Consider the following 19,884-nt stretch of genomic DNA (forward strand, 5'->3'; position numbering starts at 1 on the left):
GGCCAGTGCCCCTAGCAGATGCGGGGCAGTTGTTCCCCCACCAGCATATCGACAATCCGCGATCCACCGAACGGTGTGCGCATCGTCACCCGGCCCGCAGGGGCGGCCAGCACCCGGCCCACCGCCACGGCACCCATCCCTTCGGGCAAAGCCCGCATCGCGGCCAAAGCGGCCTCGGCCTGATCCGCCGGGCAGAACAGCGCCAGCCGCCCCTCATTCGCCAGATAAAGGGGATCAAGCCCCAGAATCTCGCACACCCCCCGCACCTCATCGCGCAGGGGCAGGGCGGTTTCGTCCAACTCGATCGCCACCCCCGCCTCGCCCGCAATCTCGTTCAGGGTCGAGGCAAGGCCCCCTCGCGTGCAATCCCGTGCCGCCCGGATGCCGGGTGCCGCGGCCAAAGCCGCCTCCATCAGGTGCCCCAGCCCGGCACAGTCCGATTGAATATCCGACGACAAGGCGAGATCGCCCCGCGCCGCCAGAATCGTCGCGCCATGATCGCCCAACACCCCATTGACCAGCACCACATCGCCGGGCCGCACCTGCACCGCGCCAATCTCGCGCCCCGGTGGAATAACCCCAATGCCAGAGGTGGTGACAAACACCCCATCGCCCTTGCCCCGCTCGACCACCTTGGTATCGCCGGTCACAATCCGCACCCCGGCCTTGGCCGCCTCCTCTGCCATGCTGGCCACCACACGGCGCAGGGTGTCCACCGGGCAGCCCTCCTCGATGATGAACGCCGCCGACAGCCACAGGGGCCGCGCGCCGCCCACCACCAGATCGTTCACCGTGCCGCAGACGGCAATCTTGCCAATATCGCCGCCCGGAAACTCCAGCGGTGTCACCACGAAACTGTCGGTGGTAAAGGCCAGCCGGGCGCCCGGTTCGCGCAATGCCTCATCCATCAGCCGCGCCTGATCCTCACTGCCGGGCGGCTGGAAGACAGCGGTGAAGACCTCGGCAATCAGATCCCGCATCGCCTTGCCGCCGCCGCCATGGGCCAGCGTCACCACCTTGTCGCGCAAAACCATTCCCGCTCCATCATCTGTTCATAAATATCCCGGGGGTGGGGCCGTCAGGCCCAAGGGGGCAGCGCCCCCTTTACTCCGCCGCCACCCGCGCGCCGCCATATTGCCAATAGGCGGCACAAGCCCCCTCGGATGACACCATCAGCGCGCCCAAAGGCATTTCCGGCGTGCAGCCCTTGCCGAACTGCGGGCATCCCGTTGGCTTCAGCTTGCCCATCATCACCGACCCGCAGGCGCAGCCTTCGATTTCCGGCACATTACGACGGCCCGTGGCATAGCCGATGCCGAATTTCTCTTCGGCGTCAAAGGCCTGATACTTCGGCCTGATCCGCAGCCCGCTGGCGTCGATCTCGCCCAAGCCCCGCCATTCGAAGCTGGGGCGGCGTTCATACACATCGGCAATCGCGGCGATGCTGACCGGGTTGCCATGCTCGGGCACCACGCGGGCATATTGGTTTTCCACCTCGGCCCGGCCCTCGGCAATTTGCGTCACCAGCATCAACACCGATTGCAGCAGGTCGGTCGGTTCGAACCCCGCCACGACCAAGGGTTTGCCATAGTCGCGGGCAATGAAATCATAGGGATGCACGCCGATCACCATCGAGACATGGCCGGGCCCTATAAAGCCGTCCAGCACCATGTCAGGGTCATCCAGCAGCGCCTTGATCGGCTCGGGCACCGTGATGTGGTTGCAAAAGACGCTGAAGTTCGTCAACCCCTCACGCGCCGCTTGCTGGATGGAAAGGGCGGTCGAAGGCGTGGTGGTCTCAAACCCCAGACCGAAGAACACCACCTCGCGGCCCGGATTGCGCCGCGCCAGTTCCAGGGCATCCAAGGGCGAATAGACCATGCGGATGTCGGCCCCATCGGCCTTGGCCTGCATCAGGGATTTGCGGTGCCCCGGCACCCGCATCGCATCGCCAAAGGTGGTAAAGATCACGCCCGGACGCTCGGCGATTTCGACGCATTCATCGACCCGCGCCATCGGCAGCACGCAGACCGGGCAGCCGGGGCCGTGGATGAATTCGATGCCTTCGTGGATCAGCTTGTCGAGGCCATAGCGAAAGATCGAATGGGTGTGGCCGCCGCAAATCTCCATCAGGTGCAGGGGCTTGGCCTTGGTGGCGCCAATGGCATCGACCTTGGCGGCAATCGCCGTCAGCAGGGCGCGGGCCGCGACCGGATCGCGGAATTCGGAGGCGAACTTCATGCCAAAGCCTCTTGTGACAAAGCCATTTGTTCCAGCGTCTCCTGTGCCTCGCCCAGATCGCGCAGCGCCTCCAGCGTCTTCGCCGCCTCGTCCTCATCAATCAGGCTCATGGCGAAACCGACATGGATCAGCGCCCACTGGCTGACCAGCGCGTCAAGGTCGTTGCCCGCGACGCAGGCCACGTTGACCTCGCGCCGCACGCCCGACACCTCGGCCATTGCCATCAGGCGGGCCGGGTCGGTGATGGCCGTGATCCGGCCGGGGATGCCAAGGCACATGTCAGTCTTCCTCCTCTTCCACCACGCGGCCCGAAGGGTCGGCGATGCCATAGCGTTCCAGTTTCGCCCTGAGGCCCACACGCGACAGGCCCAGTTCAGCGGCGGCGCGGCTTTTGTTCCAGCGGTGGCGCGTCAGCGTCTCGCGCAGGATGCGCATCTCGATCAGCTCTACCCGGTCTTTCAGCGTGCCGTCGGCGGTCAGCGCCACCTCGGCCATGCGGTCGGCGCCGCCATCGCCGGGGGCGGATTGCAGGATCGCCCGGCTGATCAGTTCGGCGCCCAAGAGCGGCGAGGGCGCGAAGATCAGCATTCGCGTCACCTCGTTGATCAGTTCCCGCAGATTGCCGGGCCAGTCGTAATTCTCAAGGAATTCAAGGGCGGCGGGGGCAAAGCCATGCGCCGCCTTGCCGTGCTGGGCGGCCAGGTCCATCAGGAAATGCTGCGCCAATATCGCCACATCGCCCCGCCGCGCCCGAAGCGGGGGCAGGTGCAGTTCAGCCACCGCCAGCGCATAGTAAAGGTCGGGCCGGAACGCCCCATCGGCCACCCGTCGCGCCACGTCCAGGCCAGACCCGGCAATCAGCCGCAGGTTGGTGGTCAGCACCTCTTGCCCGCCAAGGGGGGTAAAGGTGCCCTCCTCGACCAGCCGCCACAGCGCCAGTTGCAGGGCGGGGCTGGCATGTTCAACCCCGGCCAGAAACAGCGTGCCCCGGTCGGCCTTTTGTGCCAGCCCGATCTTGTTCACGCCCCCCGGCAGCACGCCGCGTTTCGCGCCGAACAGTTCCACCATCGCCAGATCCTCTGGCATGCCCGCTAGATTGATGGCGTGAAACGGCCGGTCCGACCGCAGGCTGCCAAGGTGCATCGCGCGCGCGAGCCGCGCCTTGCCGGTGCCGGGTTCACCCGCCAAGAGGACCGGCACGTCGAAACTGGCATAGTGCCGCGCCGCCTCGACCAGTGCATTCATCGGGCTTTGGGGCGAGCGCAGGATGGTTTCAAACCCCATCCCCTCGCGCAGCGCCGTACGTTTCTTCTCCAGCTTGGTTTGCGCCGTTGCGGCAAGGAAGCGCATTTCCAGCGCCATCCGTTCGTTTTCCCGCGCCAGCGAAAACAGCCGCGCCCCATTCCGCGCCGCCATCAGCAACTGGTCGGGGTGCCAAGGCTTGGTCAGAAACTGGTGAATTCCCGCCTCGTTGATCGCCTGCGCCATCGCGCCGGGGTCGGTATAGCCGGTGATGATGATGCGCACCGCATCCGGCCAGCGTTCGCGCAACTCGGTCAGGAACTCCACCCCAGTGCGTCCCGGCATCCGCTGATCGCAGATCACCACCTGCACCCACTCCTCGGCCATCAGGCCAAGGGCGGCCTCGGCATCACCCGCCGTCAGACAGTCGAATTCATCCTCCAACGCCATCCGCATGGCGGAGAGCGAGTGGGGCTCGTCATCGACCAGAAGGACGGTGGGGCGGGGCGTCGTCATGCCGCCTTTTCCTCCAGCCGCGATTTCAGCCAGTGCAGCCATTCGGCCATGCCTTCGCCCGTGCGGGCCGAAACGCGCAAGATTTCGATGGCGGGATTGACCCGGCGCAGGTTCGCCTCATAGGCCGCAATGTCGGCATCGGTATGGGGGGCAAGGTCGATCTTGTTCAGGATCGCCAGTTTCGCGGCAGTGAACATATCGGGGTATTTCAGGGGCTTGTCCTCGCCCTCGGTCACAGAAAGGATCGCCACCTTGGCATCCTCGCCCAGATCAAAGGCGGCGGGGCAGACAAGGTTTCCGACGTTTTCGATGAAGAGGTAACTTGCGGTCCGGGGCCGCAACTCGTCAATCGCATGACCGACCATCTGGGCATCAAGGTGGCAGCCCTTGCCGGTGTTGATCTGCATCGCCCGTGCCCCGGTGGCGCGGATACGGTCGGCATCGACCGATGTCTGCTGATCGCCCTCGATCACCGCCAAGGGGGCATCGCCAAGGGCCTGAATGGTCTTGCACAAAAGCGTCGTCTTGCCCGATCCGGGCGAGGACACAAGGTTCAGCGCCAGCACCCCCAGCGCGTTCAGCACCCGCCGGTTGGACTGGGCCAGCGCGTCGTTCTTGGCCAGGATCGAGGTTTCCACCTCGATCAACCGCGCCTGCGACATGCCGGGCACCGACACCCCCGCAGGCCCCTCGCCATAGTGGCGGTGGTCGTGGGGGTGATCGTCCAGCACATGGTGGTGGGCGGTCTCGCCGTGGGGGTGGTGCCCATGGTCGTGGTGGTGATCGAGGCCAAGGGCATGGGCCTCATCATGGGTCATCTTGCGGCCATCGGCCGTTACCACATCATTGCATCCGCAAACCGTGCACATCACAGCACCTCCATGTCGCGTATCCGCATTTCGTCGCCCCCCTCGGGCAACAGCCGTCCGCCGCCACAAAGGGGGCAGGGGGCCAGCCGGTCGTCAATCTCGACGGGCTTGAGGCAATCGTAGCACATCGCGCGGCCCGGCAGGTCGATCATTTCCAGCCGCGCACCTTGGGCCGGGCTGCCGCGCATCACCACGTCGAAGGCGAATTCGAGGGCGGGTTTCTCGACCCCGGCAAAACTCCCGATCTCCAGCCGCAGCACGGTGACGCGGGTGAAACCGTGGCTGCGGGCTTGGTCGAGGACGATGCTGCGGATGCCTTCGGCAAGGCTCATCTCATGCATGGCGGACCTCCCTCAGCGTGACCGGCTCGCAGGGATCGTGCAGCGCGATGACAAGGGGCGCAAGGGCGGGCGGCGAGCCCATCAGCGAGTGGTGCAGCATGCCGCCCGGGGCCAGCAGGTGGTCGGTTGGCGTGCGGCGGGTGATGGTGGTGACAAGGCCGCCTGCGTGGGTCAGCCGCAGGGCATAGGTGCCACGGGCGGCGGGGGCAAGGGCGGTGCCGTTTGCCACGGTGACGGCGGGCAGGTCGCCCCGCAGGCAGGCCTCGGCATCGACCAGCCGCACCATCAGCCGCCACAGGGGGCTGCGACCGCGTTCGGATTCGAGCGCCGTCAGCAAGGGGTGACCCGCACGGCGGGCCGCGAGAGAGGTGTCATAGGGGCCATCGGCCAGCGGGTCATTGGGCGCGGGCAGGGCAGGTGCGCTGGCCATACGGCCCGGAAAGGCACGGCTGACCGCTTGGGCGAGGGGCGAGACACCCGCGCCCGAGGCTAGCCACAGGTTCAGGTCGGGCAGGTTGCGGGGCAGGCCGCCCATGCCGAACAGGGCCTGCGCGATAGCGGATTGCGGCGGGCGGGCAGGGGCAAGGCCCAGAAGGGGCGGCAAGGTGACGAACAGGGCGGCCAGATGATCGCGCAGCACCTCTGCCGCCAGATCGGCGGTGGTGGTTTCGGGCGGCAGGCCAAGGGCGGCGCGGGCGGCGGCCCCCTGCGCCATGCGGCACAGGTTGAACAGGCGCGGCAGCAGGGCGGCGACCTCCCGCACCGGCTTGCCCACGACCAGCCCGGCCAAAGGCAGGGCCGGGGCGCGGGTGATCTGCATCGCGCCGGGGGATAGCCGGATTTCCGTGCCGCTTGCCATGGGTCAGCCGCCCATGCCGCCGGTGATCAGCTTGCGCCGGTTGGGGGTAAGGTCGGGGATGGGTGGTTCCTCGGGCGCTTCCTCTGGCGGCGTCAACTCCGCCTCGCGCGCCGCACGAATCTCGGCGGCACGGTCGGTTTCGCCCTTGTTCTCGGCCTTCCACAGCTCGACCATCACCGCGCTTGCCACCTGCACCGCCTGCAACTGGCTGGTGAAATCGGCCATGGGTGAGAAAAGGGAACAGGCAAGGTAAGGCCCTGTCAACTCGCGCGAATTGTGCAGAAATTCATAGTCACCCGAGGGGAAGGCGATGGTTTCCTTGGCGGTCGCCGCCAAAGCAGGGCGGGTTTCGGGCGGCAGGAACACAAGGTTCATGAACCACGGTGCGACCAGCACACCCAGAAACCCGCCCTCATGCGGCTGAAACCCCACCGCCTCGACATGCAGGGCGTGGTTTACCATCGGCACGTCGCGCATCTTGGCATTGAAAACCTCGCGAAAGTCGGCCTCCAGCGCGCCGACCCGGCGGGCCATTTCGGCGCGCACAAAGGCATCGGCTGCGCCGGGGTCTTCGCGCACCAGAAACTGGGCCTTGGGGGCGGAACAGCCGGGGCAGGTCCAGTCAGCGGGCAGGTCAAGAAAGGCGGTGCCGGGCAGCACCTGCCGCGTGTCGTCGCCTTCGGCCGGGTCATAGGGTGTCCAGCAGATCTTGCATTCCATGATCGCGCGGGCGCTGATCTTGTCGCTGGCGCCCAGATAGCTGCCTTCGAAACCGGTTGGGGCATTCATGCGATGGCCCTCACCACTTCGCGCAGACGTTTCGCGCTGTCTTCAAGGTCTTCGGCGGCGGCGAGGGCGACCTCTGGCATGTCGGTCACCTCGAAGGTGTCCAAAATCAACTGGTCGGTCGAGTTGTAGAATTGCACCCGCCAGACATGCGGCAAGGCGAGTGCGGTGATCCGGCAATTGCCGTAGCCGCGCGACAGGATGGTGACCGCGCCTTCACCCAAAGCCTCGGCCAGCCAGTCAAGGTCTTCGGGGGTGTGGGGCAACAGGGTCAGGTTGATGACATGAGGGGCCATGCCCGGCCCCCAAGAGGCCGATTTGTCCACCAGTTCGGCCAGCAGGGCGGGGGCATTGACCACGCCGGGGTTGCGCTGGGCCAAGGCCCCAAGTGCGGGGCGGTGAGGCAGGTGGGCGCGGGCCACGGCAAGGGCGGGCACCGGGCCCACCTCGATCCGGTCCACGCCCGCGCCTGCCAGCATCCAGACGCCCGCAAAGACGCTTTCCTGCACCGCAATGGCCGGAATGCCGCGCAGCTTCATCGACACCTCGCCTTGCCCCATTGCATCGGCCAGAACGGCGCGGGCAGCGGGCGTTAGGGAGGCAAGGTCGAATTCCGCCCCCGCGCCCGTCGCAGCATCGGCCATCGCCAGCAGCATCGCCAGCGCGGGTTCGGCAAGGCTGGGGTCATCCACCTCGGGCAGGTGGGGGGAATAGGTGTTCATGCCCGAAGGCAGCGGGGTATAAGTCAGCTCCTCATCCCCCTCGTCGGGTTGAGAGCCGGGGCCAAAGCCGGTGGGGGGCATCATGAAGGGCGAGACCATGGGAACCTCAGGCGGCGGGAGTTTCGAGGGGGCGTTGCAGGATCAGCGTGGTGCGCGACAGGTAATCGCCCCAGTCGCGCACCTTTTCGATAGAGCCAAGGAACTGGCCGTCGCGGTAAAACAGAAAGCCGGGGGTTTTCAGCGCGCGGGTTTCCTCGCGCAACTCCGCCTCGATCGCGTCATCGACCACGGCACAGTCAAAGGCGTGCTGAAAGGCGATGCGCAGTTCCGGCAGGATCACGGCGGCATCGGCGGTTTCAAGGTTGCGCCGGGCATCGCCGGGAATGAACAGGCAATGCGCGCCGGGGCGGGTGGTGAATTCGGCCACATCGTGGCGGCTGTGCAGGCGCGGCCAGCCGAATTCGGTTTCCAGCCGGGCGATCAGCGGGTGAATGCCGGCGGCGGGCGGCAGGTCGTGATGGTCATGGGCATGGTCGTGCATCGGTCAACCCGTGGTTTGGCCCGCGTTGAGCGCGGCCTGAAGGTGGGGGGGAAGGGCGGGTGTGCGGGTTTCCAGATCGGCAAAGGCAGTGCCCAGATCGCCGCCCTGCATCAGGGCGCGCAGGCCCGTGAGTGCCGCGCGGATTTTAAGCGCCTCCTCCTCGGCCAGCACTTCGCGGGCGGTGCCAAGAAAGACCAGCAGCCAGTCGCCGGGCTTTGCATCGGGGGTCAGTGACAGGTCGATCAACTGGCCCTCCTCGGTGGTGCCGGCGATGCCGGTCAGGCTGGCCAGCCGCATCGGGTCGCCCACGCACATCAGCGGGCACCCGGAAAGAAACGGTCATCGCCGGTGCGGCAGGCATCCTGTGCCGCCGGGCGACCGGATTCGTAGGCGTCGCGGCGAATGGCGCTGTCGGCAAGGTCGGGCGAAGGGGTGGTGCCTGAGGTGGCGGTGATGCCCCAGCGGGCGAGGATGCCTTGGGCCATCTCCAGCGCCGGGGCGATCTGTGCCGCAACGGCGGGGCGTAACCCACCGCCGTAATCCTCCAGCTCAACCGGCTGACAGCCGATCAGCGCCATCTGCGGTGGGCAGCGGCCCAAAAGGCGGGCGGTGGCGATGACATCCTGAAAGCCGGTCTGGTGCAGGCTCATCTTCTTTGCCCCCATGAAGGCGGGAACCTCATCACCTTCGATCAGGCGCAGGGTGCCGGGCGGCAGGCCATAGTCGATGGCGTCAAACACCAGCAGGGCCTGCGCCTCTTCCAGAAACGGCAGCAGATAGAGGCCCTGCGTGCCGCCATCGAGCAGCTTGACGCCTTCGGGCAGGGCGAACCGCTCGGCCATCTCCTCGACACAGCGCACACCGAACCCTTCGTCGGCCCACAGCACATTGCCGATGCCAAGGATCAGCACCTGCATCATATCCATCCCCCCTGACTGGTCGCGGGCTTTCCGGCCTGCGTTGGAAGTGAGAGTAGTCTTTCCGATCCCCCCACACTGCCAGAATTTTCACGCGGGTGATTTTTCGGGCAAGATGCTGAAAAAGCCACGGAATCCTGTGGTATGCAATCAGCTTTGCGGGGTGGAGGTGGAAAGGGTGTTTCCAGTTTTCTGGATCGCCCGGCTTCCACCCTTCCAATGAAAAAGGGCGGACCCGAAGGTCCGCCCTGTCTTGCGCTGGGCGCGGTTTCAATCCGTCCGGTCGTCGCGGAACGAACGATGGCCCGAGATCATGGTAGAGACCATGGTCTGACGGGACATGATATCCTCTCGGATCGCGGCATAGATATGCACGATCATGAAGACCACGATCGACCACATGCCCAAGTGGTGCAGCGTGTGCAGCCGCTGGCTGTTCTGCACCAACCCCAGCAGCCAGCCAAACGCCAGATCGGGCAGGCTGCCTTTTTGCGCGCCCTCGGCATAAAGCGCCCAGCCGGTGACCAGCATGAAGGTGATGCCGATGGTCATGAAGAAGAACATCGCCATCTGCGCCAAGGGGTTATGGCCGACATACTTCTTTGGCTCGGGTTCCAGAAACAGATACCAGCGCAACTCGAAAAACACCTCCGACCACCAGTGGCGGCTGAAGATCGGCAGCCAGAACATCTGCCGCGCATGGCTGTTGCCGACAAAGGCCCAGTAGATGCGACCAAAGAAGGCGACCGTCATCACCTGCGCCGCTGCGAAATGGGCAAAGCGGATATAGCCAAAGACGAACTGGCTGACCGGCTCGGCGATCTGCATCGAGGGCGGGGGAGAGCCGATGAAATAGCCGGTCACGATCAGGATGACGATGGCCAGCGCGTTGATCCAGTGCCACAGCCGCACCGGCGCCTCATAGACGTAGATCGAGGACTGCTTGCGCAAGGATCGCAGGTCATGCGCCGTGGCATCGCCTGTGGGCGCTGGGACCGGGTCGGGGGCGGGAAGATCGGTCATCGCCTTACCCCGCCATCATCCACAGGCCTGCGCCCGTGATGCCCAGACCAATCGCGCGCTGGGCAAGGCCACCAGTCGCGATGCTGCGCGCGATTGCGATGCCCGACAGATGCAGTGCGGCGGTCGCGGACAAAAAACCCACCAGATAGGGCAGGGCGTTGCCCGTGGCCTCGGTCGCATGGGCATGGCCATGGCACATCGCAAACAGCGCAATCGCCGCCAGCGACGCGCCCGTCATCCCGGCGGGCTGGCCGCGACGCGCAAGAAGGGTCAGCAGACCGAACACCGCGACCGAAGCGGTGATCCACATTTCCACCATGGGCAAGGCGATGCCCGCCCATGACAGGCCCGCGCCAAGGGCCATCGCCGCCATGAAACTGGCCGCCCCCGCCCAGACATGGCGGGGCAACACAAAGCCCGACCACAGGCCCACGGCCAGCATGGCCAGCAAGTGATCGGCCCCGGTCACCGGATGCGCCAGCCCCGCCATCAGGCCCGAAGCGCCGTGGCCCGGATGCGCCATTGCCGGGGCGGCCAGCAGCACCAAAGCCGCCGAAAGTGCAAGTTTCTTCATCGCGTCCTCCTCTCAGCGAACCTTGACCGTGGTCAGTTCCTGACCATCGGGCGACATGACATGGGTGGAACAGGCAAGGCAGGGGTCAAAGCTGTGCAGGGTGCGCAGAATCTCGACCGGCTCCTCGGGGCGCTCCATCTTGGTGTCCATCAGGCTGGCCTCGAACGCGCCGATATTGCCCGCCGTGTCGCGCGGGCTGCCGTTCCAGGTGGTGGGCACCACGCATTGGTAATTCTCGATCCGGCCATCCTTGATCCGAATCCAGTGGCCCAGCGCGCCGCGCGGGGCCTCGGTCGCGCCCACGCCCTTGGCCTCTTTCGGCCAGGTTGACGGATCCCATTTCGCGACGTTGGCGGTGCTTTCGTCGCCGTTCTTGATGTTCTGCACCAGCTTGTCGAAGAAATGCTTTTGCAGCCGCCCGCAATATTCCGATTCCAGCGCCCGCGCGGCGGTGCGGCCGAGGGTCGAGAATATCGCGTTCAGCGGCAGACCCATGGTGCCCAACAGGCCATCGACCTGGTTCTTGATGTCCTCATGCCCCTTGGCATAGCCCACGACATAGCGAGCAAGGGGGCCGACCTCCATCGCGTGCCCTTTCCAGCGGGGGGCCTTGATCCAGCTATACTTCGCCGCCTCGTCCAGTTCCTGAATGTTGGTGCGGGTGCCCTTGGCGTTGGGGCCAAGCTCATACTTGGGGCTGGTTTCCCCATCCCAGGGGTGCAGGCCCTTGCCCGCCTCGGCATACTGATACCACGAATGGTCCACGAATTCCTGAATCTCATCCGGGTTGCGCATGTCCACGTCATGCACTTCGTTCAGGTTGCCGTTGATGATCGCGCCGCGTGGCAGGTGCAGTTGCCCGGCGCTGAAGTCATTGGGGTTTTCGGGGATGTCACCGTAAGCCAGCACCGCCTGACCCGACAGCCCGCCACCATACAGCCAGTTCTTGTAGAACCCGCCAATGGCGATAACGTCCGGGATATAGACGTTGCGCATGAAGGCCAGACCCTGATCGATGATCGAGGAGACGTGGTTCAGACGCTCCATGTTGATCGCGCCGACAGCGCCGGTGGAATGCACGTTGATCGGACAGGGCACGCCGCCCACCAGCCAGTTCGGATGCGGGTTCTTGCCGCCAAAGATCGTGTGAATCTTCACGATCTCTTTTTGCAGGTCCAAGGCTTCAAGGTAATGCGTCGTCGCCATCAGGTCGGCTTCGGGTGGCAACAGATAGGCTGGGTTGTCCCAATAGCCGTTCTTGAACAAGCCCAACTGGCCGCTTTCGACGAAAGCCTTCAGCCGGTTCTGCACATCGCGGAAATAGCCGGGGCTGGACAGCGGATGGCTGGGGCTGGCCATCTGCTGCAACTCGCTGGTGGCTTTAGGATCGGCGCGCAAGGCATTGATCGGGTTCACCCAATCCAGCGCGTGCAGGTGGTAGAAGTGAACCACATGGTCGTGGATTTGCAGGGCAAGCTGCATCAGGTTGCGGATCGAATTGGCATTGTCGGGGATCATGATTCCCAAGGCATCCTCAACCGCGCGCACGCTTGTCAGCGCATGGGTGCCGGTGCAGACCCCGCAAATCCGCTCGGTAAAGGCCCAGGCATCGCGCGGGTCGCGGCCTTTCAGAATGACCTCCAGCCCCCGCCACATCGTGCCGGTGGACACCGCGTTGCGGATGATGCCCTGATCATCCACGTTCACTTCGCACCGCATATGGCCTTCGATCCGGGTGACCGGATCGACCACGATGCGCTTGCCCGAGTTATCAAGGGTAAAGCCGTTCGGCGTTGTGATCCCCATGGCTTAACCCTCTACCTTGTCTTGCGTTTTCTTCTGCGCGCGTTTCAGCGCCGACACCGCGGCATGGGCCACAACGGCCCCACCGACGACGCCTGCGGTTGTCATGCCCACCGTGTCGGCATTCGCCTCGACCCCGAATTGCTTGATGTTGGTCAGCCGGTCATAGAACGACCCCTGATCCCAGAACCCATCCTCGGAACAGCCGATACAGCCATGGCCCGACTGGATCGGAAAGCTGGTGCCTTCGTTCCAGCGCACGGTCGAGCAGGCGTTGTAGGTGGTCGGCCCCTTGCAGCCCATCTTGTAAAGGCAATAGCCTTTGCGGGCGTTCTCATCGTCCCAATGTTCAACGAACTGGCCTGCATCGAAATGCGGGCGGCGATAGCATTTGTCGTGGATGCGCTGACCATAGAACATCGCCGGGCGGCCCTGACGGTCCAGCTCGGGCAGGCGGTCAAAGGTCAGCATATAGGTGATGACGCCGGTCATCACCTCGGCAATCGGCGGGCAGCCAGGCACCTTGATGATCGGCTTGTCGGTGATGACCTTGTGCACCGGCGTCGCGCGGGTAGGGTTCGGCGCGGCGGCCTGCACGCAGCCATAGCTGGCACAGGCGCCCCAGGAAATGATCGCCTTGGCATGTTCGGCGGCCATCTTGAGCTGTTCGACAAAGGGCTTGCCGCCGATGATGCAGAACATCCCGTCTTCATTCAGCGGCGGGTTGCCTTCGACGGCCAGAATGTAGTTGCCCTTGTATTTCTCGATCGTGTCCAACAGGGCGGCTTCGGCCTGATGCCCGGCGGCGGCCATCAGCGTGTCGTCATAATCAAGGCTGATCATCGACAGCACCACATCCTTGGCCAGGGGGTGCGCGGCGCGGATGAAACTTTCCGAACAGCAGGTACATTCAAGGCCGTGAACCCAAATTACCGGGGTGCGGGGCTTGGTCTCCATCGCATGCGCGATCTTGGGCACGAAGGCCGGGCCAAGGCCAAGGGCACTGGCGGTCAATGAGCAGTATTTCATGAAACTGCGCCGGGTGATCCCCTGACGGCGCATGACCTCATAGAAGGTTTCGATGCGGGACATGGCTCCTCCGCTTTGACCCGTTTGGCCCGAGAATTCCGGGCAGTGCCCAAGTTTGCAGCAGGTCAGGCGGATGGTATGCGGTGGAATTCAGCGGCGGTCAGTATTTCGGAAATGCGTTATATGTCAGATAATTGTCTGTCATTCTTGCGAGATTCCATTGCAGGGTTCCGCAAAGCCCCTGACCAGTCTTGCGCGGCGTCGGTCAGACGCTTTCCATCTGCGCCAGCGCGATGACAGCCTGCCCCAGCGCAAGGCCCCCGTCATTCGCGGGCACCTCGCGGTGGGTCAGCATGGGCACCCCCTCCAGCGCGGCCAGAGTCGCTGTCAGCAGCCGCGCGTTCTGGAAACACCCCCCCGACAGGGCCACGGCCTGCGCCTGGCCACCTTCCACCAGCGCCCGCACCTCGGCAGCGAAGGCCTGCGCCAGTCCGTCGTGGAAGCGAGCGGAGATCATGGCGGTTGACACGCTATCGGATAGGTCTTGCACAATCGTACGAAACATCGGCGCAGGGTCCAGCCCCGGTCCGAAGGCATACCCCGGCCCCGGCGGGCCCGCCAAAGCCTCCAGCCGCATCGCGGCTTCGCCCTCATAGCTTTGTGCGTCAGGCACGATCCCCAGCAGCGCCGCCACCGCATCGAACAACCGCCCCGCGCTGGAGGATAAGGGCGCATTGATCCCCCGCGCCATGGCGGTGCGCAGGGTCTCGCGCGGTTGGTCAGGGAACAGCCGGTCCGCCACCTCGGAAAGCCCCGCCTGATCCAGCCGCGCCAAGGCGTTGCGCCACGGCTGGCGGCTGGCCATGTCACCCCCCGGCAAAGGTGCGGGCTTCAGATAAGAGACGCGGCGAAACCCTTTGTAATCGCCAAGTAAAACCTCACCACCCCAGATCGTGCCATCCGCACCAAGCCCCAACCCGTCCAGCACGATCCCCGCCACCGGTCCACCATCCAAGGGCCACAGGTTCTCGGCCAGACAGGCGGCCAGATGGGCTTGGTGGTGCTGCACCCGGATCAGTGGCAGGCCCATGCCCTCGGCCTCGCGGGTGGCGCGATAGCCGGGGTGCAGGTCGCAGGCGACGGTCTGCGGGTGGTGGTCGAATAGCGCGGTGCAATCGGCGATGGCCTTGGTGAATTCCTCGGCACACAAAGCGTCATCCAGATCGCCCAGATGGTGCGACAGCATCGCCTGCCCGTTCTTGACCAGACAAATCGCTCCCTTCATCTGCCCGCCCAAGGCCAGCACCTGTGCGCCCGAAAACCCCGGCGGCAGCGGCAGTGTGCCCGGCACCCGCCCCCGCGCCCGGCGCAGCACCATGCGGGGGTGGGCGCGCTCTACCCCGTCATCCAGCCGCCGCGCGATGTCGCGGTCGTGCATCAGGAAGCCGTCGGCAAAGGCGGCCAGCTTTTCCCGCGCCTCGTCATTCCCGATCACCTGCGGCTCTCCCGAAAGGTTGCCCGATGTCATCACCAGAACCCCGCCAAACCTCGCCAGCAGCAGGTGATGCAGCGGTGTATAGGGCAGCATCACGCCCAGTTGCGCCATTCCGGGGGCCACCGTTTCGGGCAGCGCCCCACGCGACGCGACAAGAACCACAGGGGCCGCAGGGTCGCGCAAAAGTGCCCGATCCACGGTCCCCAAAACGGCCACCTCGGCCAAGTCCGCCTCAATCCCCATCAGCGCAAAGGGTTTTGAGGTCCGCCGCTTGCGAGTGCGCAGCACCGCAACCGCCTGCCCGTTGCGCGCGTCACAAGCCAGATGAAATCCGCCCAACCCCTTGATCGCAAGGATACTCCCACGCCGCAGTGCCTGTGCTGCCAAGGCAATCGCATCTCCCGCCACCTCTTGCCCTGCGATCTCATACCACAGCCTTGGCCCACAATCGGGGCAGGCAATGGGCTGGGCATGAAACCGGCGGTCGGCAGGGTTTTCATAGTCCGCCCGACAAGCTGGGCACATCGGAAACGCCGCCATCGTCGTCTTTGCACGATCATACGGCAGCCCGTTCAGAATAGTGAAACGCGGCCCGCAATGCGTGCAGTTGGTGAAGGCATAGCCCTGCCTTCGCCCGGGTTCGAAAACCTCGTCCCGGCAGGCATCGCAGGTGGCGGCGTCGGGGGTAACACGGGTTTCTGCGCCCACGCCTTGCGATGGCGCAATCACAAATGCCACGGGCGCGGTGTAAACGGCCCAATCCGACACCTCCACCGCATCCACGCGTGCCAGCTTTGGCGCGCGTGCCGAAATCGCCGCGACAAACTCATCGACCTGCGGACCCAGCGCATGTATCAGCACCCCTTCGGGATCATTCAGCACCTTTCCCGTCAGGCCGAACTCTTGAGCCAATTGCCAGACAAAGGGGCGGAACCCCACCCCCTGCACCTGCCCCCTGACCCTAATTCTGATGCCGTTCATCGCTTTCACATCGGTCCAAACATCTTGGCGGAGGCCGCAGGCAAGGGGCAGCGCGCCCCTAATGCACGGTGCAAACCATGCAGGGGTCGAAACTGCGCACGACATGCTGCACCGCCAGTGTTGCCCCGTCTTCGGCAGGCACCCCGACCAGAGCCGTTTCCAGCGGCCCCGGCACGCCCGCCGCGTCGCGGGGAGAAAAGTTCCACGTCGTCGGCGCGATGATCTGATAGCCGGCGATTTTGCCGCTCTCGATCCGCAGCCAATGGCCAAGCGCACCGCGCGCCGCCTCGACCAGCCCTTCGCCCGTGCCGTCGCGGGGCATCACACCCTGCGCCATGAACCGCGCGCCGGGTGTGATGCCCGCAACCAGCCGCTCCATCACCTCTTGGGTGCGCGCGATTTCCAGCAGACGGCCTGCAACCCGCGCCAGCACGCCGCCCTCCTGTGCCAGAGACCGGGCAAGGGGGTGGCCATCCACCACCTGCCGGGCAATCGCCCCAACCTCGACCGGCTGGCCACCCAGACGCGGGGCCTTGCACCAGCTATAGGCGGTGTCGCGCATATCCTCGTCGGGTTCGGTGCGGCCCTGGGCGGGGTGGGTGGTGGGGCCAAGCATCCAGGCGTGGGACAGATCTTCGGTGATCGCGGCGGTCTGCAGCGGGCCGGGGCTGCCATCCCAAAGGCCGCGGGCAAAGATCGGCCCGGTTTCAATCGGATAGGCGCCGAACGACATATAGCGCCCCGCGCCTTTTCCAAGGCTGGCAAGCCCCAGATCGGCGGCAATTTCAAGGAATAACCCCACCTCGCCCCGGCCCCAGCGCATCAGGGCATGGCTATCAGGCATGGCAGAAAATTCCTCCAGCGACCCGCCGAACAGGCTGTCTTCCAGCCAGCGGCGAAAAGCGCGCAAGGTCGCCTGCAACCGCAGCTTTTCCCGCAGCCCCGGCGCGCGGGTGACGCCGCCGGGCTGAATGGCCAGCGTATGCGGCCATTTCCCGGCCAGCAGGCCCATGACATGCAGCAGTTCCGCCCGCGCTGTGATGGCCCCGCGCATCGCACTGCCCTCAAGCGCGGTAAACCGGGCAATCGCGCGGGTGTGCCACGCGCGACCCGCATAATCCGGCCTTGCGAAATCGGGCATGAAGAACAGGTGGAAATGGGTCAGATGGTCGGCCACATTTTCAACCGCATGGATCAGCGCCGCCATCGCCGCCCCGTCAGGCGTGGGCTGCAAGCCCATCGCCGAACCCAGCGCCCGCGCCGCTGCCGCCGACTGGCTGATCGAGCAGATGCCGCAGATGCGCGGCGTGATGGTCAGCGCATCGCGCGGGTCGCGCCCTTCCAGCATCCGCTCAAACCCCCGATAGAGGGTAGAGTTCACCCGCGCCGCCGCCACATGGCCATCGGCCAGATCCAGCGTCACCTCCAGATCGCCCTCAACCCGGTTGAACGGGCCGACGACCAGCCGAGCGCCACTCATTTCGGCTTCCGCAGGGTGGGGGGCACGACGATATGGTCGGCCACGGCATTGCGGCCCAAACGGTCGGGCGTGGCGGCTTTGGAAAGCGAGGCAAGAGCCATGAACCATGCTTTCGGCATGTCGGTCGGCAGACCAACGGGGATGCCCGCGATCTTTGGCGTTTCGGTAAAGGCGTGGCGCGGGTCTTCAAACTCTGGCGCGGTGCAGTTGATGCAAGGATAGCCGCCCTTGGTGCAGCTTCCCTCGCCATTCCAAGGCCTTGTGTTGCAGTCGCCCACGGCTTGGGTGCCGATGCAGCCCAGATTTTCCATCATGCAGCCCATCTGCGACAGCTCGCGGGCCGAAGCCTTGTATTCATAGAACTCATTCTTCGGGCAGCCGTGATGCACCAGATGGTCGGCGTAGAACCGGGGCCGCTGATAGCCGTCCAGCGGCAGCACCTCTCCCGCCGCCAGCATCATCAGGGTTTCGGTGACCCAGCCGGGATGGGTGGGACAGCCCGCGACATTGATCACCGGCAGGCCCCCTTTGGCGCGCCAACCAGCAGGCAGCAGCCCGCCCGGATGGGTGCCGTCATACTGCAACCCGACCGCGTCCGAGGGGTTCCCGCCCGCCGCCGTCACCCCGCCAAAGGCTGCGCAACTGCCCACCGCGACGACATGGGTGGCAAGGGGCGCCAGCGAGGCGACCCAATCCATCAGGCTGCGGCCCGTACCCGACAGCATCTGATACCGCCCGGTGCCCTTTGGCCCGCGTGCAATCGCGCCCTCGACGCAGAGGATATCGAGGTGGGTTTCCCCCCGCTCGATCCGCTCCAGCAGGCTGCGCGCCTCGGCCCCGGTTTCAACCGACAGGGCAGGGTGCCACAGCAGGCGAATGCCCGCATCGGCCAAAAGGTCGGGCAGGCCGGGGTTTTCGGCGCACAAAAGCGACATGGTGCAGCCGCCGCAGCCCGAGGTTTGCAGCCAGAGCATCGTGGTCATATCGGCCCCCCCGGCAGATCAAGGCGGAAGGTGGCGCCCTCTTGCGCCTCGGCCAAGGTCAGCCGCCCGCCGTGTTCCTCGGCGATCTTGTGGCTGATCGACAGGCCAAGGCCGGTGCCGCGCCCAACAGGTTTGGTGGTGAAGAACGGATCGAAAATGGTGGCGGCAAGGTCGGGGGGCACGCCCGGCCCGTTGTCGGCGACGGTCAGGGTGGCGCGGTCGCCCTCGGCCCGCGCAGTCAGGGTGACGGCGGCACCCGGCTGGCCCTCCATTGCGTCAATCGCGTTCTGCACCAGGTTCATCACGATCTGCTGGACATGACCGGGGCGGCCAAAGGCGGGCAGGGTAGCCGCACCGGCAAAGGCCAGCGTCACGGGCTGCTTCATCCCCCGCAGCACCCAATTCGCCGCCACGCGGGCGGTTTCCACCAGATCGAACACCACCCTTTCGCCCGATCCGTCCGACGACAGCCGCCGCAAATCCTCGACGATATCGCGCACCCGTTCGGCCCCGTCGCGGGCGCCTTCGATGGCTTGCCGCAGGTTCGCCACCTCTCGGTCAAGGCGCAGGCTGTGGCGCAAGGCAACAAGGTCTTCGCGGCTGGCCCCGTCCTGCACATGCTGGAAATAGGTCTCGAACTTGCCGGCATAGCGTTCCAGCGCATGGGCATTGGCATAGACAAAGCTGATCGGGTTGTTCAGCTCATGCGCGACACCGGCCAGCAACCGGCCAAGGGCGGCCAGTTTTTCGTTCCGCACAAGTTGCGCCTGCGCGGCCTTTAGCGCGTCATGGCTGGCCGACAGTTCGGCATAGGCGCGGCGCAACTCGCCCACCGGGCGGCCGGTCAGCACATAGCCCGCCGCGCGGCCCCGGTCATCCAGCCGGGGTGCCACCGACAGTTCCAGCGGGCTGGGGCCGTCGGGGGTCATCAGCCCCGCCTCCAGCGCCACGGGGCGGCGGGCGTCGCGGGCGCGGGACAGGGCGGCGGTCAGGGCCGGGTGATCGGCGGAGTCGATCAGTGCGGTCAGGTCGGTGCCCTCCAATGCGCCGGGAGAAAGACCGCTGCGCGCGGCCAGCGAGGCCGAGGCCTGCTCGACCCGGCCCGCACGCGACACCACGATCAGCACGTCGCTGACCGAGCCGAGGATGGCAGTCAGGAAGGCCCGCATCCCTTCCAGTTCGGTGTTCTGCCGCTCTAACTGTTCCTGATGGCCCAGCAGGTCGGCATAGGTGCGGTCCATCGCCGACAGCACATCCATCCAGGCGTCGTCGGTGAACGGCGCGGGTGGGGGGGCTGGCGGGTGGGCGGTGGGCATGGCGGCTCCTTCACCGCGAAGGATAGGGGCGGGGGCGGGGTGGGGCAAGGGCGGTGACGGCGGAAGCTTGGCGCAGAATTTCGGCCACATGCCGGAATTCTGCTGCGTCCGCCCCCCGGGCGGCGGACGCATTCGCGCCCACCGGGGCGGCCACATCAGAATTTGA

20 protein-coding genes are annotated in these 19,884 nt (G+C 65.7%); all 20 read right to left on the reverse strand.

The features are described from left to right. Positions 1-11 precede the first annotated feature (11 nt). On the reverse strand, positions 12-1,034 hold the full coding sequence (hypE, locus tag JI744_RS14240; RefSeq protein ID WP_202661805.1) for a hydrogenase expression/formation protein HypE: 1,023 nt from the start codon (positions 1,032-1,034) through the stop codon (positions 12-14). Positions 1,035-1,104: 70 nt separating this feature from the next. Next, complete coding sequence (hypD, locus tag JI744_RS14245; RefSeq protein WP_202661806.1) at positions 1,105-2,241, reverse strand: hydrogenase formation protein HypD; 1,137 nt, start codon at positions 2,239-2,241, stop codon at positions 1,105-1,107. Continuing rightward, positions 2,238-2,519 carry a HypC/HybG/HupF family hydrogenase formation chaperone gene (locus JI744_RS14250; RefSeq protein WP_202661807.1) on the reverse strand — a complete coding sequence of 94 codons (282 nt, stop codon included), beginning with the start codon at positions 2,517-2,519 and terminating at the stop codon, positions 2,238-2,240. The genes hypD and JI744_RS14250 overlap by 4 nt, the downstream gene beginning before the upstream one ends. Position 2,520: 1 nt before the next feature. After that, a complete protein-coding gene (locus JI744_RS14255; RefSeq protein WP_202661808.1) occupies positions 2,521-3,999 on the reverse strand; it encodes a sigma-54-dependent transcriptional regulator in 1,479 nt (492 codons plus the stop codon). After that, positions 3,996-4,868 carry a hydrogenase nickel incorporation protein HypB gene (hypB, locus tag JI744_RS14260; protein WP_202661809.1) on the reverse strand — a complete coding sequence of 291 codons (873 nt, stop codon included), beginning with the start codon at positions 4,866-4,868 and terminating at the stop codon, positions 3,996-3,998. The genes JI744_RS14255 and hypB overlap by 4 nt, the downstream gene beginning before the upstream one ends. Beyond that, the gene (gene hypA, locus JI744_RS14265; protein ID WP_202661810.1) at positions 4,868-5,209 is read right to left on the reverse strand and encodes a hydrogenase maturation nickel metallochaperone HypA; all 342 of its coding nucleotides are present in this window, start codon (positions 5,207-5,209) and stop codon (positions 4,868-4,870) included. Before hypA ends, hypB begins: the two co-directional genes overlap by 1 nt. Beyond that, complete coding sequence (locus JI744_RS14270; protein ID WP_202661811.1) at positions 5,202-6,068, reverse strand: hypothetical protein; 867 nt, start codon at positions 6,066-6,068, stop codon at positions 5,202-5,204. Before JI744_RS14270 ends, hypA begins: the two co-directional genes overlap by 8 nt. A gap of 3 nt (positions 6,069-6,071) precedes the next feature. Next, positions 6,072-6,857 carry a [NiFe]-hydrogenase assembly chaperone HybE gene (gene hybE, locus JI744_RS14275; protein WP_202661812.1) on the reverse strand — a complete coding sequence of 262 codons (786 nt, stop codon included), beginning with the start codon at positions 6,855-6,857 and terminating at the stop codon, positions 6,072-6,074. After that, positions 6,854-7,675, reverse strand: coding sequence for a hydrogenase expression/formation protein (locus JI744_RS14280; RefSeq protein WP_202661813.1), 822 nt, complete (start codon positions 7,673-7,675; stop codon positions 6,854-6,856). Before JI744_RS14280 ends, hybE begins: the two co-directional genes overlap by 4 nt. A gap of 7 nt (positions 7,676-7,682) precedes the next feature. Next, on the reverse strand, positions 7,683-8,117 hold the full coding sequence (locus JI744_RS14285) for a thioredoxin domain-containing protein (protein WP_202661814.1): 435 nt from the start codon (positions 8,115-8,117) through the stop codon (positions 7,683-7,685). 3 nt (positions 8,118-8,120) lie between these two features. Next, on the reverse strand, positions 8,121-8,432 hold the full coding sequence (locus JI744_RS14290) for a HypC/HybG/HupF family hydrogenase formation chaperone (protein ID WP_202661815.1): 312 nt from the start codon (positions 8,430-8,432) through the stop codon (positions 8,121-8,123). Further along, a complete protein-coding gene (locus tag JI744_RS14295; protein WP_407927597.1) occupies positions 8,432-9,037 on the reverse strand; it encodes a HyaD/HybD family hydrogenase maturation endopeptidase in 606 nt (201 codons plus the stop codon). Before JI744_RS14295 ends, JI744_RS14290 begins: the two co-directional genes overlap by 1 nt. A 267-nt stretch (positions 9,038-9,304) precedes the next feature. Beyond that, positions 9,305-10,057, reverse strand: coding sequence for a Ni/Fe-hydrogenase, b-type cytochrome subunit (gene cybH / locus JI744_RS14300; RefSeq protein WP_202661816.1), 753 nt, complete (start codon positions 10,055-10,057; stop codon positions 9,305-9,307). Positions 10,058-10,061: 4 nt separating this feature from the next. Then, positions 10,062-10,631 carry a HupE/UreJ family protein gene (locus JI744_RS14305; RefSeq protein WP_202661817.1) on the reverse strand — a complete coding sequence of 190 codons (570 nt, stop codon included), beginning with the start codon at positions 10,629-10,631 and terminating at the stop codon, positions 10,062-10,064. A gap of 12 nt (positions 10,632-10,643) precedes the next feature. Then, positions 10,644-12,437 carry a nickel-dependent hydrogenase large subunit gene (locus JI744_RS14310; RefSeq protein ID WP_202661818.1) on the reverse strand — a complete coding sequence of 598 codons (1,794 nt, stop codon included), beginning with the start codon at positions 12,435-12,437 and terminating at the stop codon, positions 10,644-10,646. Positions 12,438-12,440: 3 nt separating this feature from the next. Then, positions 12,441-13,526: a hydrogenase small subunit gene (locus tag JI744_RS14315; RefSeq protein WP_202661819.1), complete on the reverse strand. Its 1,086-nt coding sequence runs from the start codon at positions 13,524-13,526 to the stop codon at positions 12,441-12,443. A 202-nt stretch (positions 13,527-13,728) separates the two neighbouring features. Beyond that, the gene (hypF, locus tag JI744_RS14320; protein ID WP_202661936.1) at positions 13,729-15,939 is read right to left on the reverse strand and encodes a carbamoyltransferase HypF; all 2,211 of its coding nucleotides are present in this window, start codon (positions 15,937-15,939) and stop codon (positions 13,729-13,731) included. Between the two features lie 58 nt (positions 15,940-15,997). Continuing rightward, a complete protein-coding gene (locus JI744_RS14325) occupies positions 15,998-17,419 on the reverse strand; it encodes a nickel-dependent hydrogenase large subunit (protein ID WP_202661820.1) in 1,422 nt (473 codons plus the stop codon). After that, a complete protein-coding gene (locus JI744_RS14330) occupies positions 17,416-18,402 on the reverse strand; it encodes an NADH-quinone oxidoreductase subunit B family protein (RefSeq protein ID WP_236019465.1) in 987 nt (328 codons plus the stop codon). Before JI744_RS14330 ends, JI744_RS14325 begins: the two co-directional genes overlap by 4 nt. Continuing rightward, positions 18,399-19,718, reverse strand: coding sequence for a sensor histidine kinase (locus JI744_RS14335; protein ID WP_202661821.1), 1,320 nt, complete (start codon positions 19,716-19,718; stop codon positions 18,399-18,401). Before JI744_RS14335 ends, JI744_RS14330 begins: the two co-directional genes overlap by 4 nt. Positions 19,719-19,884: the final 166 nt, after the last annotated feature.

It is taken from the genome of Fuscibacter oryzae (assembly GCF_016765795.1).
GTDB lineage: Bacteria > Pseudomonadota > Alphaproteobacteria > Rhodobacterales > Rhodobacteraceae > Fuscibacter > Fuscibacter oryzae.